We start from the raw sequence: 12,276 nt of genomic DNA on the forward strand, positions 1-12,276 counted from the left end.
CCCGGCCCTGTTCCGTTTCGGGGTTCCAGAGCATGTCCGCCCAGCAGCTGACCGTCCGTCGGGAAATTTTTCCAATCCGCGGCGCCTTCCGCATCTCGCGCGGAGCCAAGACCGAAGCCGCGGTGGTGGTGGCGGAGGTGGCCGATGGTCCCCATCGCGGCCGTGGCGAATGCGTGCCCTACGCCCGCTACGGTGAGAGCGTCGACGGGGTCGTCGCCGCGCTGGAGACGATGGCCGATGCCGTTGCCAGCGGGCTTGATCGCGCCGCGCTGGCCCGGCAGATGCCGCCCGGTGCCGCCCGCAACGCGCTGGACTGCGCCCTGTGGGATCTGGAGGCCAAGCGCAGCGGCGTGCCGGTCTGGAAGCTCGCCGGTCTGACCGAGCCGCCGGGGCCGCTTGTCACCTGCTACACGCTGAGCGTCGATGAACCGGAAATCATGGCCGCCGCGGCCCGCGAGCGGGCGCCGCGCCACCCGCTGCTGAAGATGAAGCTGACGGGGGAGGGCGATCTCGATCGCGTCCGGGCGGTTCGCGCCGCTGCCCCTGCCGCCCGGCTGGTGGTGGACGCCAACGAGGGCTGGACGCTGGACCAACTGCACGGTTTCGCCCCCGTGCTCGCCGGTCTGGGTGTCGAGATGATCGAGCAGCCGCTGCCCGCCGGCCAGGACGAGGCGTTGCGCGGCGTCGACTGCCCGGTGCCGCTCGGCGCCGACGAGTCCTGCCATGGGCTGGAGTCGCTGGAGCGGCTGCGCGGGCTCTACCGGGTGGTGAACGTCAAGCTGGACAAGACCGGCGGCCTGACCGAGGCGCTGGCGATGACCCGGGCGGCGCACGCCATGGGTTTCGAGGTGATGGTCGGCTGCATGGTGGCGACGTCGCTGGCCATGGCGCCGGCGATGCTGGTGGGGCAGGGCGCGCGCTACGTCGATCTGGACGGCCCGCTGCTGCTGGCCCGCGACCGCGAGCCGGGGCTGGTCTATGACGGCGCGGTGGTTCAGCCGCCGGTCGCGGCGTTGTGGGGGTAGGAGCGGTACTTTGCCGCCTCACGCCCCCTGCACATAAGGCGGCGGCGGAGTCCCCACCGATGCCGGGACATAGGGCGCATCGGCCAGCCCGTTGACCTTTGCCGCCATCACGAAGTCGTTCTCGTGCAGGCCCCTGATCTTGTGGGTCCAAAAGGCGACCGAGCAGTGGCCCCAGCCGAAACGGATCTCCGCATGGTGCCCCTCCGCTTCGCACAGGTCGCCTACCTGATTGGCGAAGGCCTGGGCCTGGACGAAGTCGGGGAACTTGAAGTCGCGTTCGATGCGGTCGGGATCCTCCTTCAGGACCCATCCCGGCACCTGCACCAGATAGGAGGCGGCCATCGCGCGGTCCATTGGCGGTATCCCGCCGCGGCAGGGCTCGCAGGTCTTGCCGGCCAACTCCTGCGTCGTCGGCGCTTGCGGTGTCATCCCGGTCTCTCCCCTGTTGGACGGTTGGGCGGTCTGGGCTAGAAGCCTATCGCCTACAAGCTTGGGGTCGGGCCGCCGCTTCGGCAAGCCCGGCGCCTTGCCTGCATTCGCCAGATGCACTTATGGAAGCGATCCGATGACCGACCTGCGCACCGACCTGCCCTTCGCCGACTACCAGTATCCGACCAAGCCGGTGGACGGGCCGCGGCTCGCCATCGTCGGCGAGGCGCCGGGGGCGGAGGAAGCGCGGCAGGGCACCCCCTTCGTCGGGCGCAGCGGCAAGCTGCTGGACGAATCGCTGGCAGCCGTCGGGATCGAGCGGGCGGAATGTCTCGTCGCCAACGTCTTCCGCTATCAGCCGCCCGGCAACAAGGTCGGGCACTTCTTCTCCTCGCGCGCCCGCGCCCGCAAGGAGGGCCGCGAGATCGACGAGAGCTGGGGCGCCTTCGGCACCTCGGACCGGCTGCTGGCCGAATTCGCCGGCGAGATCGAGCATCTGCGCGCCACCCTGGCCGACTACCGGCCGTCGGTGATCGTGGCGCTCGGCCGCACGCCCACCTGGGCGCTGACCGGGGAGAACGGCATCCTGCAACTGCGCGGCAAGGTGTTGCCCTGCCGCCTGCTGGAGGGGGTGGAGGTGGTGCCGACCTTCCACCCCAGCTATCTGCTGCGTGGCCAGCTGGTGGAGCAGCCGACCTTCCTGGCTGATCTGCGGCTGGCCGTGTCGCGCCTTACCCGTTAGGCAGCAGCCGCCAGATCGCCGTTTCGCGCGTCTCCCGATCCTCCAGCTCCAGCGAGGTGGGGACGGTGTAGCTGGCAACCTTCTCGACCCCGCTCCCGGGGAAATAGGCGCGGCCGGGATCGCCCAGCAGCACCAGCGTGCCGGTGGCAGCGATGTCGCGCAGCCATGCCGTCACCCGTTCCGCCATCGGCCGCTCGTAACAGACGTCGCCAGCCAGCACCACGTCGATGCCCGGCAGTGGCCGGTCGACCAGATCGGCGCTGACCGGCTTCACCTCCACTCCATTGGCCTCGGCATTCAGTGCGATGGCGGCCAGCGAGAAGCGGTCGATGTCGCAGGACTGCACCCGCGCCGCACCCGCCTTCATCGCCGCGATGCCGACCAGCCCGGTGCCTGCGGCAAAATCGAGCACCGACCTGCCGGCCACCAGCTCCGGCCGGTCGAGCAACAGCCGCGCCACAGCTTGCCCGCCCGGCCAAGCGAAAGCCCAGTATGGCGGTGGCAAATTTGTGGCGGCCAAGGTTTCCTCTGTCGCCTGCCAGAGTGGCGTTACTTCGGTGGCAAGATGAAGCTGGATTTCCGGCAACAGCGGGGTGGTCGTCAGCGTGGTGTTGTCGCGGACGAAATCTGACGGGGATGCGTTGTTCATACGAAGATTCCCAAGGGACGCCGCTGTTGCGGGGAAGGCGGGGGATGGCTTATGAATGTTACATAATTCAAACGGTGTAGACACAGCTGCGAACCCGTGTTACCCGTTTCCACCAGGGGAAAACAGAGGGATTGGGGGAGTCATGCGGCAGAGGGGAACCGCCATCGGCCTTTCGTTTGCGGCTTTGATCGCGCTGAGCCCCCTTACCGTTTCGACGGCTGCCGCGCAAGACGGCGACTGCGTTCGTACGGTCCGCTCCATCTCCGATTTTACGATTCGCGGCGACGCCTGGACCTGGTGGGACCATGCCGCCGGCCAGTATGACCGCGAACACCGCCCCGCCATCGGTTCCGTCCTCGTCTTCAAGCGCACCGGCCATATGCGCCGCGGCCACGTTTCGCTGGTCAGCGCGGTGATCGACCGCCGCACCATCGAGGTGGACCACAGCTGGCTGGACGGCGACGGGCTGCGCCGCGGCATGCGGGTGGTCGACGTGTCCCGCAACAACGACTGGTCCGCCGTCCGCGTCTGGCACGAGCCGACCGACCAGCTCGGCCTGCGCGTCTACGCCGCCTATGGCTTCATCATGCCGGAAGGCGAATCGGAGGCCCCGCGCGGCGGCCGGATGCTCGACGCCGGCGACCGCGGTATGGACCAGGGCTTCGCCAGCAGCCCGCGTGGCCGCGCCAAGGCCAATGGCCCACGCATGATGGAAGCCTCGCTCCAGCCGCAGAAGGGCCACAGCGTCTCGGTGCCGGGCCGCAAGCCGCAGAGCCTGTCGACCACCGCCGTCGCCTCCCACACCCCGCAGAAGCCGCAGCGTATGGACGTCGCCGTGCTGCCGTCGCGCAAGCCGGCCGGTGCGCATGCCACCCCGGTGACGGTCGCCGAGGCTCCCCGCACCGTCGCCCCCGGTCGCAAGCCCGGCTCCGGCAACTCCGTCGCCCAACTGGCCGACACCAGCGAACGCTGAGCGGGGCGGCTTTCAGGATTTCAGGAAGGGCGGGGCTTGGCTCCGCCCTTTTTGTTTGTACGGGAGTTTGTGCGGGAAGGTGTCGGCCTGGACAGCTTCCCGCAACGCCCCTAAATCTTCCCCGCCAGAATCGCCGCCAGCACCAGCCAGCCGAACCAGCGGTTGGACTTGAACTTGTCCAGGCAGTCGCCCTGGTCGTCCGGCCGCCAGGTCGCGACCTGCCAGGCCAGTTGCAGGGCGGCCAGCGACAGCACCGGCAGGAACAGCCCGCCCAAGCCCGCCAGACGGCCGGCGATGCCGATGCCGACATAGGTCAGAGTGTAGAAGCCGTAGATCCAGATCTTGCTCTGGTCACCCAGGCGCAGGGCGGTGGACTTCACGCCGATGCGGGCATCGTCTTCCTTGTCCTGGTGGGCGTAGATGGTGTCATAGCCCAGCGTCCAGGCGACGCCCGTCACATAGAGCACCACCGCCGGCCAGCCGACATTGTCCTGCACGGCCGCCCAGCCCATCAGGGCGCCCCAGTTGAAGGTCAGCCCCAGGAAGGCCTGTGGCCACCAGGTGATGCGCTTCATCAGCGGGTAGGTGAAGACCAGCAACAGCGACAGCACGCCGAGCCCGATGGCCGTCATGCCCAACTGGACCAGGACCAGCAGCGATATCAGAAGCTGGGCGACCAGGAAGGCCAGCGCCTGCCGCACCGACACCTGTCCCGATGGGATCGGACGGGAACGGGTGCGTTCCACCATCGCGTCGAACTTGCGGTCCAGGATGTCGTTGACGGTGCAGCCGGCACCGCGCATCAACACCGCGCCCACGCCGAACAGCGCAATCAGCCACAGCAGCGTCGGCCAGTCGCGGAAGGGCTGCGGCATGGCCAGCGCCACGCTCCACCAGCAGGGGAACAGTAGCAGCCATGTCCCAATCGGGCGATCGAGTCGCGCCAGCGTCACATAAGGGCGTAGGCGAGCGGGCACCCGGCGGGCAATCCAGCCATCCTGGCGGATGTCGGTGAAGCCCGAGTCGGGGAGAGTGGGGCCGGTGGAGGCAGTGGGCATGACGGCGGTGGTTCCGCTGTGCTATGAGGATGGCTGAACAGCCTATCGGGTCGACAATCAAGGCGACGATCTTGGGGAAAGTATCGGGCTGCCATCCTTGCGGCAAGCACGGTGCGGCGAAACAGCCGTGCTGAAGCCATGAGAAATTGCAGTTCCGGATCTTGCGCGCGTCAAAATCGTACCAATACTGTTTCTTTGTCATAACCTCAGCGGCTTGCAATCGCAAATGGACATAAGCGCGACATCGGACCGTTTCGCCGTCGTCATCGATGACGAGTCGATCATTCTGGCCGGCATGGAGATCATGCTGGACACCTGGGGCTATCAGGTGCTTGCCGCCGAGGATGTGGAAACCATCCTGGCGAAGTTGCCCGGCCGTCCCGTTCCGAGCGTGATCCTGTCCGATTACCGGCTGCGCGACGGCTGGTCGGGCATCACTGCGGTGCGGGCGGTGCGCGAGGCCGTGGGCATGACCGTCCCCGCCATCATCCTGACTGGTGATACCGGGGCCGAACTGCTGACTGCGGCCAGGACGGAGCAGATCAGCATCCTGCACAAGCCGGTTCAACCCAACGATCTGCGCCGCCAAATTGACGCCCTGATCGCCGCTGCCGCCTGACGCCCGTGTGCGGCCTTATGTCCCGGCCCGTACCCAGTCTTGCGCATACCCGCATGACTGGTTTCTGACCTGCTGACTTGCACGCCCGCGGCCGGCTATAGTCGGCGCCGCCCCGCGGAGACGAGAGCCATGGCCGACCCGATCAAGACCCGCCTGTATGTCGACAGCCCGCTGGCCGAAGGCCAGTCGGTCGGGCTGGACCATGAGCGTGCGCATTTCCTGCGCCATGTCCTGCGGCTGGACCGCGGCGACCCGGTTGCCGTTTTCAATGGCCGCGACGGCGAATGGCGGGCGGTGATCGACGGTTTCGGCAAGGGCTGGTGTTCGCTGACCGTGGCGGAACAGCGGCGGCGGCAGGACGTCACCCCTGATCTGTGGCTGCTGTTCGCGCCGCTCAAGAAGGGCCGCATCGACTTCGTCGCCGAAAAGGCCACCGAGATGGGGGTGTCCCGGCTGTGGCCGGTCTTCACCCGCCGCACCGACCCCAACCGCGTCAACATCGACCGGCTGCGTGCCAACGCGGTGGAGGCGGCCGAGCAGTGCGAGCGTCTCAGCGTGCCGGAGATGGGGGAGGCGGTGCCGCTCGACCGCGCGCTGGCCGACTGGCCGGCCGACCGCAAGCTCTATCTGTGCGCGGAGGCCGGCTCCGCCCGTCCGATCGCCGAGGTGCTGCGTGATGCACCCCCAGGCCCCGCAGCCCTGCTGGTCGGGCCGGAGGGCGGCTTCGACCAGTCGGAACTTGACGAACTCGCCAAACTTCCCTTTGTTGTTCCGGTGGGATTGGGTCCGCGCATCCTGCGGGCCGACACGGCGGTGGTGGCGGCGTTGGCTTGCTGGCAGTCCTTGACCGGGGATTGGACTGCCGGGGGAAGCGACCGGCGTCCGCCTTTCCGCGCGCCGATCCCGTAACCGGCCGTCACCCGGCCGATCCTCCGTCCACTTCCCGCGAGAGACTTCATGTCCGCACCCCCGACCACGCGCGGCGAACCCATCACCGACCGCCGCCAGCTTGCGGCCTATCTCGAATCCGGCTGCAAGCCGGCGCCCAACTGGCGCATCGGGACCGAGCACGAGAAATTCGCCTACCGCACCTCCGATCTGCGGCCGCTGCCCTATGAGGGGCCGGACGGCATCCGCGAACTGCTGACCCGCATGACCCGCTTCGGCTGGCAGCCGGTGGAGGAGAAGGGCAACATCATCGCGTTGGTCCAGGACATGGCCAACATCACTTTGGAGCCCGGCGGGCAGGTCGAGCTGTCCGGCGCCCCGCTGGAGACCCTGCACCAGACCTGCGCCGAGGTGCACCGCCACCTGCGCCAGGTGAAGGAGGTCGGGGCCGAACTGGGCATCGCCATGATGGGGCTGGGCTTCCAGCCGAAATGGACGCGCGACGACATCCCCTGGATGCCGAAGGGCCGCTACAAGATCATGCGCGACTACATGCCGAAGGTCGGCTCGCTCGGCCTCGACATGATGACGCGGACCTGCACGGTGCAGGTCAATCTGGACTTCGCGTCCGAAGCCGACATGGTGAAGAAGTTCCGGGTGTCGCTGGCCCTCCAGCCGATCGCGACTGCGCTGTTCGCGATGTCGCCCTTCACCGAAGGTAAGCCGAACGGTTTCCAGAGCTTCCGCAGCCACATCTGGACCGACACCGACCCGGACCGCACCGGCGACATTCCCTTCGTGTTCGAGGACGGCTTCGGCTTTGAACGCTACGTCGACTATCTGCTCGACACGCCGATGTACTTCGTCTACCGCGACGGCACCTATATCGACGCGGCCGGCCAGTCCTTCCGCGATTTCCTCGACGGCAAGCTGCCGGCGCTGCCGGGCGAGCTGCCGCTGATCACCGACTGGGCCGACCACACCACCACCGCCTTCCCGGAAGCGCGGCTGAAGAAGTATCTGGAGATGCGCGGCGCCGACGGCGGCCCGTGGCGCAGCCTCTGCGCTCTGCCGGCCCTGTGGGTCGGGCTGCTCTACGATCAGGTGGCGCTGGATGCGGCGTGGGATCTGGTGAAGAACTGGACGACGGCGGAGCGTGCGCATCTGCGTGCCGAGGTGCCGCGGTCCGGCCTGCGCACGACGTTCCGCAAGGGGACGGTGCGTGACGTGGCGCTGGAGATGGTGGCGATTGCCCGCGATGGTCTGGCCCGGCGCGCCCGCAACGACAATTGGGGCGACGACGAGACGCATTTCCTCGACACGCTTCAGGTCATCGCGGAGAGCGGCCGCAGCCCGGCAGACGAGCTTCTGGAGAAGTTCAACGGCCCCTGGGGAGGCAGCGTCGATCCGGTGTTCAAGGAATACGCTTACTGACGGAAATAGGGGCTGACGCCTGTGCGTCAGCCCCTGTTCTTATGCCGCCACCGGCGCATGGGTGATGCAGCTCTTCGAGCACACCTTTGAGCAGCTTTCGCAGCCGATGCAGTTGGCCGCTTCCTTGACCGTCATGATTTTCTTCTCGGCCTCATCGTCGAAGGCGTCGACGATGTCGCCGTCCTCGGTCAGGCCGATCATGTCGAGCACGCCGCGACCGCATACCTTGAAACAGCGGCCGCAGCCGATGCACTGCTTCTGGTCGATGGATTGGACGAATTTCGGGGTCCAGCTCTGACCACCGCGGGTGGTGCCGGTCAGGAACTCAGCCATGGGAATGCTCCTCTCGGGAAAGGCTGCGCCTAAGCTATTCTTTGGAAATGGAGGAATTACGCCGCCTCCAACGCCTTCAGCGCCGCCCGCTTCTCGGTAAGGGCCTTGAAGGCGTCATAGGTTTCCTGCGCCACCGTCAGGATGGACTGCCAGTTCTGCGGAAGCTCTTCCGACAGATCGTGCAAATCCATCTTCTTCTGGGTGGCGCGGGCGTTCAGCTTCTTGATCTCGTCCTTCAGGGCGTCGATATCACTCATGGTCGTGCTCCCGGTCGATCAGAGGTTGGCGACGTCGGGATATTCCCGGATCAGCGCCACCGCATCCTCGACCAGCTTGGCGCCGTCGGCGGCCAGCTTCTCGATGCTGGGGAAGCCGAAGCGGTGGACGTCGCGCAGTGACTTCGACAGCACCACCAGCCGGCCGGTGGTCAGGATCATGCGGCCGAAGCCCTCATGGCTCATCTTCATCATCGGCGACGCCATCAGGCCGGTCTGCTTTTCCACCATCAGCCCGACCGCCTTGTAGAACAGCTCCAGCCGCCACAGCGTGTCCGGGTCGGGGTCGCCGATGATCGGGATGGCGGCGCGGGCCTCCTTGTCCAGCACGAAGGGGGCGAGCAGGGCCTCGTCCGGCTTGCCTTCCCAGGCGCCATAGCTGTCCTCGGCACGGAACAGCAGGACCAGCGTCTTCACGAACTGGTCGGCGACGGACACTTCAGCCACATCAGCCATACTCAGACCTCCTCCTCGTCGAAATGGAATTCGGGCGTCTCGCCCATCGCCTTGCGCAGCCAGGGCGGCGGGTTGCCGTTCAGCGTCTGGACCAGCTTGTCGAGCAGGGCCGGGATGGACTCGGTGGCCTCGACCTTCACCGGATGGATCTTCTTCGCCACCACGCGGGCGGCGGCCGAGGCGCCGATGGCCGACAGGTAGAGGATGGCGACGTCGGCCAGCGCCTCCAGCTTGGGCACCAGCTTGTCCTCGTTGCCGTCCTCGAACATCGAGCCGCCGAACTGGAAGGTTTCCAGAAAGGCATGACCCTGGCGGTCGACCTGATAGACGGCGATGTTCTTGGCCCAGCCGAAATGCGCATCGACGTGCTGCATGTCCTGGGTGCAGAAAGCGACCTTCATCGATCCTCCTTTGGTCGGGCGTGGGGGCTGCACCACGCTCAGACGGCGTTGCATCCGCATGATCCGCCTCCGCAGCCGTGGGATTCCCCGTGGTCGTGGCTCTCGTGGTCCATCTCGCGGGCGAGGAACAGGTTGCCGATGTCGCACAGCAGTTCCCGCGTGCCGCGGTAGCCGACCTGGACGCGCAGGCCCGCCCCCAGCCGGTCGAACATCGGCAGGCCCATGCGGTGCAGCGGCACGCCGATCCGCGCCGCCCCCTGCCGCCCATGCGAGTTGGAGACGATCAGGTCGGCGTCGCGCGCCAGCGTCTCCACGTCGGAATGGTCGCCGACCATGATGGTGGCGGCCTTCAGCCGCTCCAGCACCGGGCTTTGCGTCGGCGACACCGCGGCCACCACCTCCGCCCCCATGTCGGCGAGGAAGCCGGTGACGGCGTAGAGCAGGTCGGGCTCCAGCGCGACAGCGATGCGCTTGCGGCTGTAGAAGAAATGTCCGTCCAGCATGGCGTCGACCAGGGCTTCGCGCTGGCGCCGCAGGCGGGCGGGCGACGGCTTGCCCGACAGCTCCATCAGCAGGCGGATCAGCTTGTCCGTCGCCTCCAGCCCGGTCAGCCGGCTGAAGAAGTGGCTGGGCACGTCGGTCTTCAGTTCCAGCGCATTGCCGGCAATCCGCATATGCTCACCGACCACGATGGTGGCGGCCGAGGCGCCCATGGCGCGGATCTGCTCCACCGTCACGCCGCCCAGCGAGGTGGCGGTGAAGTCGGTCGGCTGGCGGCCGGCCATCGACAGCGACAGGTCGGGCAGGAAGATCGGCGACAGGCCGAAGCCCTCAATGATGTCGCGCAGTTCCTCCACGTCGCCGGGCGACAGGTGGCTGCCGGCCAGCACATTGACCTGGGCCGGGATGCGCACCGGCGAGGGTTCGACCAACCGCTCGACGATGGCGGTGACAGCGGCGGCGAACCCATCCTCGAAACCGCCGGCGAAGTCGGGGGTGCTGGCGAAGACCAGCGCGGTATCGGCCATCTCGGGGTTGCGCTGGCGGAACAGCGTGTACTGGCCGCCCATGTCCTCGCCTTTGGTCTCGGTCACGCCGGTGGTGGCGACGCCGATCATGGCGGGCTTGTTGCGCTCGACGATGGTGCGGATCGCCTGTTCCAGATTGTCGTAGCCGCCGAGGATGGTGGAGACCTGATCCATCGCCGTGGTCTGCAGCGGGATCGCCTCGCGGAAATGGCGGACCAGCAGCACCAGCCCGAAGGCGGTGCAGCCCTGTGATCCATGGAACAGCGGCAGGCAGCGGTCGATTCCGAGATAGGCGAGCGCCGCACCCAGCGGCTGGCTCATCTTCAGCGGGTTGGTGGAAGCGGCCTTGGCGGCGGAGGGGAAGCGCTGGATGTGGGACATCGGCCTCACTCCGCCGCCAGAAGGGTGGAGGACGGGCCGGACTCCCACGGCGCCGGCTGGCGGACCTGCCGCCAGATCGGATTCGACAGCGTCTTGTCGATCTCCTCGCAGAGATTGACGATGCCGTCATAGCCGGCATAGGCGTGGTGGCGCTCCTGGTTGATGTCGAGCCAGGGAACCTTGGCCTTCAGCGAGATGAACTGCGAGCGGCCGCCGGACATCATGATGTCGGCCTGATTGTCGACCAGCATCTTGTAGATGTCGCGCGGCTTCAGGTCGTCCCACTGGTGGAACTCCTCGCCCTTCATCTTCTTGATGCGCTCCTTGTCCTCCTTGGTCGATTTCTTGGTGGAGGTGCCGAGGATGGTCAGCCCGGCGCCTTCCAGCGCGCTGACCATCGACCAGCTCTTGACCCCGCCGGTGAAGAGAAGGACGCGCTTGCCGTCGAAACGCGGCTTGTAGGGTTCCAGCCGGCGCCAGACGCGGCTTTCCTCCCGCGCGATCACGCCTTCCGCCCGGTCGATCAGGCCCTTGTCGGCGCCGCGCTCCACCAGCATGCGGGTCATGGTGCGCAGGGTGTCCGACATGTCGGAGACCCCGTAGAAGGAGCCCTCGAAATAGGGGATGCCGTAGCGCTCCTCCATCTTGCGGCCGACATTCACCAGCGCCTGGCTGCACACCATCATGGTGACGCGGGCACGGTGGGCCTGGGCGACCTCCTGGTAGCGGCCGTCGCCGGAGATGCAGGACAACAGGCGGATGCCGATCTCGTCCAGCAGTGGCTTGACCAGCCACAGCTCGCCGGCGAGGTTGTATTCGCCGATGATGCAGACGTCGGTGGGGGTGGTGTAGTCCGGTTCCACCGTGCCGATCACATGGTCGAGCAGGGCTTCGCCGGCCAGCTTGTTGCCGAGATTCTTCGATCCGACGAAGCCGGGGGCATCGACCGGGATCACCGGCTTGCCAAGCTTCTGCGCCGCGAACTTGCAGACCGCGGCGATGTCGTCGCCGGTCATGGCGGGCACGCAGGTCTGATAGACGAAGACGGCCGGCGGGTCGTATTGCTGAACGATCTCCTTGATGGCGCGATAGAGCTTCTTCTCGCCGCCGCCGATGACGTCCAGTTCGGACAGATCGGTGGTGAAGCCGGTGCGGTAGAGCTGCGAGCCGGAGGATTTGGAGCCGCGGTTGTCCCACGAGTTGCCGAGACAGGCGATCGGGCCATGCACCAGATGGGCGGCGTCGGCGATCGGTTGCAGCACGATCATCGCGCCGTCATAGGCGCAGCCGCCGGCCGCCGCTCCCGGCTTCAGCGACTTGGTGCAGCCCTTCTTCTTCTCCTTGGCCGATTTGGCTTGGTTGGTCGCGCAGCCCGGTTCGTTGAAGACGTCCTGGATCTTGTCCTGGAGCATGCCCGCTTCTCCCATCCTGGCGCCGGAAATGGCTCTGCGTTGGCGTATTGCAGGGGGCGTGCCATATAGTAAGGTCTTGAAAAGAATGGATTGTCTGATTCGTGGGTTCTGTCCGATAGATGACAATCGGGAAGGCGCCTGGGATGCTTGTCGGGTGTCGCACATCCCGCACA

15 protein-coding genes are annotated in these 12,276 nt (G+C 66.9%); 6 read left to right on the top strand and 9 right to left on the bottom strand.

What is annotated here, in order from left to right:
- Window positions 1-32 precede the first annotated feature (32 nt).
- Window positions 33-1,025, top strand: a complete 993-nt coding sequence (gene dgcA, locus J2848_RS00915; protein WP_149230602.1) for an N-acetyl-D-Glu racemase DgcA — start codon at window positions 33-35, stop codon at window positions 1,023-1,025.
- An 18-nt stretch (window positions 1,026-1,043) separates the two neighbouring features.
- Here dgcA and J2848_RS00920 read toward each other — a convergent pair whose 3' ends face one another.
- Window positions 1,044-1,454, bottom strand: coding sequence for a 4a-hydroxytetrahydrobiopterin dehydratase (locus J2848_RS00920; RefSeq protein ID WP_149230603.1), 411 nt, complete (start codon window positions 1,452-1,454; stop codon window positions 1,044-1,046).
- A gap of 136 nt (window positions 1,455-1,590) precedes the next feature.
- Between J2848_RS00920 and J2848_RS00925 the strand changes: the two genes are divergently transcribed.
- Window positions 1,591-2,196: a uracil-DNA glycosylase gene (locus J2848_RS00925; RefSeq protein WP_149230604.1), complete on the top strand. Its 606-nt coding sequence runs from the start codon at window positions 1,591-1,593 to the stop codon at window positions 2,194-2,196.
- Here J2848_RS00925 and J2848_RS00930 read toward each other — a convergent pair.
- Window positions 2,186-2,845, bottom strand: a complete 660-nt coding sequence (locus J2848_RS00930; RefSeq protein ID WP_149230605.1) for a class I SAM-dependent methyltransferase — start codon at window positions 2,843-2,845, stop codon at window positions 2,186-2,188. The genes J2848_RS00925 and J2848_RS00930 overlap by 11 nt on opposite strands.
- A gap of 142 nt (window positions 2,846-2,987) precedes the next feature.
- Between J2848_RS00930 and J2848_RS00935 the strand changes: the two genes are divergently transcribed.
- The gene (locus J2848_RS00935; protein WP_149230606.1) at window positions 2,988-3,818 is read left to right on the top strand and encodes a CHAP domain-containing protein; all 831 of its coding nucleotides are present in this window, start codon (window positions 2,988-2,990) and stop codon (window positions 3,816-3,818) included.
- A 110-nt stretch (window positions 3,819-3,928) separates the two neighbouring features.
- On the opposite strand, the gene ubiA is transcribed toward J2848_RS00935, so the two are convergent.
- Window positions 3,929-4,876 (bottom strand): 4-hydroxybenzoate octaprenyltransferase, encoded by a 948-nt coding sequence (gene ubiA, locus J2848_RS00940; protein ID WP_149230607.1) that lies wholly within the window; start codon window positions 4,874-4,876, stop codon window positions 3,929-3,931.
- Window positions 4,877-5,102: 226 nt separating this feature from the next.
- Between ubiA and J2848_RS00945 the strand changes: the two genes are divergently transcribed.
- The 3 genes from J2848_RS00945 to J2848_RS00955 all read left to right on the top strand — a co-directional run bounded on the left by J2848_RS00945 (window position 5,103) and on the right by J2848_RS00955 (window position 7,817).
- The gene (locus J2848_RS00945; RefSeq protein ID WP_149230608.1) at window positions 5,103-5,495 is read left to right on the top strand and encodes a response regulator; all 393 of its coding nucleotides are present in this window, start codon (window positions 5,103-5,105) and stop codon (window positions 5,493-5,495) included.
- 129 nt (window positions 5,496-5,624) lie between these two features.
- Window positions 5,625-6,404 carry a 16S rRNA (uracil(1498)-N(3))-methyltransferase gene (locus J2848_RS00950; RefSeq protein WP_149230609.1) on the top strand — a complete coding sequence of 260 codons (780 nt, stop codon included), beginning with the start codon at window positions 5,625-5,627 and terminating at the stop codon, window positions 6,402-6,404.
- A 48-nt stretch (window positions 6,405-6,452) separates the two neighbouring features.
- Complete coding sequence (locus tag J2848_RS00955) at window positions 6,453-7,817, top strand: glutamate--cysteine ligase (RefSeq protein WP_149230610.1); 1,365 nt, start codon at window positions 6,453-6,455, stop codon at window positions 7,815-7,817.
- A 39-nt stretch (window positions 7,818-7,856) separates the two neighbouring features.
- On the opposite strand, the gene fdxB is transcribed toward J2848_RS00955, so the two are convergent.
- From fdxB to nifE, 6 genes are read right to left on the bottom strand one after another with little or no spacing between them, the layout of a single operon-like run.
- Window positions 7,857-8,150 carry a ferredoxin III, nif-specific gene (gene fdxB / locus J2848_RS00960; RefSeq protein WP_012973385.1) on the bottom strand — a complete coding sequence of 98 codons (294 nt, stop codon included), beginning with the start codon at window positions 8,148-8,150 and terminating at the stop codon, window positions 7,857-7,859.
- Window positions 8,151-8,206: 56 nt separating this feature from the next.
- Window positions 8,207-8,407 (bottom strand): CCE_0567 family metalloprotein, encoded by a 201-nt coding sequence (locus tag J2848_RS00965; RefSeq protein ID WP_149230611.1) that lies wholly within the window; start codon window positions 8,405-8,407, stop codon window positions 8,207-8,209.
- 18 nt (window positions 8,408-8,425) lie between these two features.
- Window positions 8,426-8,881 carry a NifX-associated nitrogen fixation protein gene (locus tag J2848_RS00970; protein WP_149230612.1) on the bottom strand — a complete coding sequence of 152 codons (456 nt, stop codon included), beginning with the start codon at window positions 8,879-8,881 and terminating at the stop codon, window positions 8,426-8,428.
- Window positions 8,882-8,883: 2 nt separating this feature from the next.
- Window positions 8,884-9,282: a nitrogen fixation protein NifX gene (nifX, locus tag J2848_RS00975; RefSeq protein ID WP_109087190.1), complete on the bottom strand. Its 399-nt coding sequence runs from the start codon at window positions 9,280-9,282 to the stop codon at window positions 8,884-8,886.
- 38 nt (window positions 9,283-9,320) lie between these two features.
- Window positions 9,321-10,691: a nitrogenase iron-molybdenum cofactor biosynthesis protein NifN gene (gene nifN, locus J2848_RS00980; protein ID WP_149230613.1), complete on the bottom strand. Its 1,371-nt coding sequence runs from the start codon at window positions 10,689-10,691 to the stop codon at window positions 9,321-9,323.
- Window positions 10,692-10,696: 5 nt separating this feature from the next.
- Window positions 10,697-12,103 carry a nitrogenase iron-molybdenum cofactor biosynthesis protein NifE gene (gene nifE / locus J2848_RS00985; protein ID WP_149230614.1) on the bottom strand — a complete coding sequence of 469 codons (1,407 nt, stop codon included), beginning with the start codon at window positions 12,101-12,103 and terminating at the stop codon, window positions 10,697-10,699.
- Window positions 12,104-12,276 lie beyond the last annotated feature (173 nt).

The sequence above is a fragment of the Azospirillum lipoferum genome, assembly GCF_024170005.1.
Taxonomy (GTDB): domain Bacteria; phylum Pseudomonadota; class Alphaproteobacteria; order Azospirillales; family Azospirillaceae; genus Azospirillum; species Azospirillum lipoferum.